General features: G+C 36.1%; 1 protein-coding gene. It reads right to left on the bottom strand.

The window, feature by feature from the left end; translation table 11 throughout:
• Positions 1-2: 2 nt before the first annotated feature.
• On the bottom strand, positions 3-1,892 hold the full coding sequence (locus tag V7164_RS22045; RefSeq protein ID WP_335355238.1) for a serine hydrolase domain-containing protein: 1,890 nt from the start codon (positions 1,890-1,892) through the stop codon (positions 3-5).
• Positions 1,893-2,488: the final 596 nt, after the last annotated feature.

The raw sequence follows: 2,488 nt of genomic DNA, 5'->3' as shown, positions 1-2,488 counted from the left end.
GATTAAATTAAGTAGAAATTGAGAAGAAATAAGTTGAAAATAAAACAAACGAAAAGCAAAAGTAATTGCGTTATTTTACCAAATATCTTACTATTTTTAAAATGTTTAAAGATGAAATAGGCACAAACTACAGTCATTATAGGGAATAACCAATTTATCCACACATGAATACGCATTTGCGATAATGGTTGAAATGGATCGGACGTAAAACGACTAAATAGGATGATGCTATTTACTATTACTAAGAGTCCCGCACCAGATAATAATGGCGTAGACCAATGCAAGTTTCCTTTCTCTTTCTTCTTTAATTTCCTTACTCCCCATCTAACGGCGAAAACGATTGTATAGAGGATAAACGTTATTACACTAATCAAAATGATCGCTAGGTTTATGTCCACACGCTCCTTTAGTTTTACAGGCAGGTAATCACTGATTACTCCATGTGACATCTTTATCACATTCCCTTTATCATCCAAGTCAAAAGCGATTCGGCTTGTATCTATGCCTGATTTATCTAATAAAGTGAGTGTATCTTCAGCACGTTCATAGAGCAGTGGGCTTGTTTCAATATAGTGGATCGGCTCAGGTGCCATCGTTGATATAAAGTTGATCCCTCCTTGAGGATTTTTTTGAATGGTGACATCAATATTGCCCACAATCGGTAAAAGCTTTAAAAAGTTGGTGTACAGTCCCCTTGCCATTCGATAAGTGCCTTGAACAACCTCGTCATTCTCACTTTTTTCCCCATGTTCAATAGGTTCATTTTTTCCAATTAATTTATCAACTAAATCAACTCTTAATCCTGTCATCTCATTCGCCACATTCATTAGTAGCACATATCCAAACTTTTCTTCCGGAACAAGAGTCAGTTGTGAGGTATACCCAATGACATTCCCACCATGTTCAAGTAACCGATACTCCCCACTATATCGCTCCCAAAATCCATGAGCATTTCCTGGTAAAAGCTCATGAACTTGATATGTTTGTTCATGCATTTTTTCCAAAGTGCTCATATGCTCGAATAATGAATTGTTCTCCGAACCAAGCTGTGCGATCATAAATTGAGCCATGTCCGCTGCTGTCGTATTTAAAGAACCTGCTGGAGCATCATTTACAAATGCCCAATCAACAGCCTCAAAGTGATCACCATTTTTTCGATAGCTTTTCCCTTTAAAATCAGCGATTTTAGGAATCTCAAGATAGTTTGTTGCAAAGGTTGAATGCGGCATTCCAAGCCTTTCAATAATATTTTCCTGCATATAATCGGCATAACTTTTTCCTGACACACGTTCCACAATTAACCCTGCCAACGAAGTACTATAGTTTGAATAAGCTATAACTGTGCCTGGTTTAAATACTTGCTTTGGTTGATAATATTCCGATGATAAAAATTTTTCTAGTGGAATCACTTTTTCTGGATCAGTCGTTAGCAGCTGATCTGCTTTATCCTCGAATCCCGCTGTATGGTTTATTAAATCCAACATAGTAACTTTATCTGGAAATGTGAGGTTAAGGTAGTTTTCAGGTAAGTATTCGCGAATATCAGTTTTTAAATCTAACTTTCCCTGCTCCATTAGCTGCATAACAGCACTCCATGTATATAACTTAGATACCGATCCGGCTTCAAAGACTGTTTTCTCCGGATCGACCGCTAGCTCTTGCTCTATATCAGCCAATCCGTACCCCTTTAATAATAGGACTTTACCATCTTTTACTATAGCTAGGGATGCACCAGGAATTTCCGTTCTAATATACTTCTCCATTATATGATCAACTGTCTCCTCAAGTTGATCCACCTTTAAGCCTGAGGGAACCTGTTTCATTTCGGCAAAAGTTGTAAGTGGGAAAAGAAACAACCCCACTATGAAAAACATACTTATAATTTTTTTCAATCCATACTCCTCCTTTTAGTTACAAGCATTTCTGTTATCCGTAGATAAGACGTACCTTTCTTTGAAATCGTTCATATTAATTGTCATGAAATACAGGATCATTACTGCACGTTAGTTTGACCGTGAATCATAATCGGTGTTTACAACCATTTCTTCTTCTGAAACTGGTGAAAAGCACACTATGATTCAACATCCCAGCACACTAGCCGTATAAAACGAATGTTATACTGTATTTTTGAATCATGCGTTAAAGGATTTGAAAGTAGATTAATTAGAAATGGTTTTTTATCAATTAGAAGGGTTTTGAAAAAAAATAAAAGAAAAAAGAGAGTGGAGGTGACCTTGTTATTCGAAAGCTGATGAATGAGGGGGTATCTTAAACATTATCAAAATGAAATTAAATTCTATACTGAGCATAGGAATGAATGAATTTAGGTCTTATTCCATTATAGGGCCAGATTGTTGAATAGGGTACTTTACTTTAAGAACAGGCTGATATTGGCGGCTTTTTCTTATCCAACTTAAGGAATTCACTTGATTTCATTTTTAGAAGTTGTTTAAGCAAATCGTTGATTTTATCCAATACTACGATGATT

It is taken from the genome of Bacillus sp. JJ1474, assembly GCF_036965225.1.
Lineage (GTDB): Bacteria > Bacillota > Bacilli > Bacillales > Cytobacillaceae > Cytobacillus.
The sequence above is the reverse complement of the archived record's forward strand: the minus strand, read 5'-3'. Positions and strand labels throughout refer to the sequence as shown.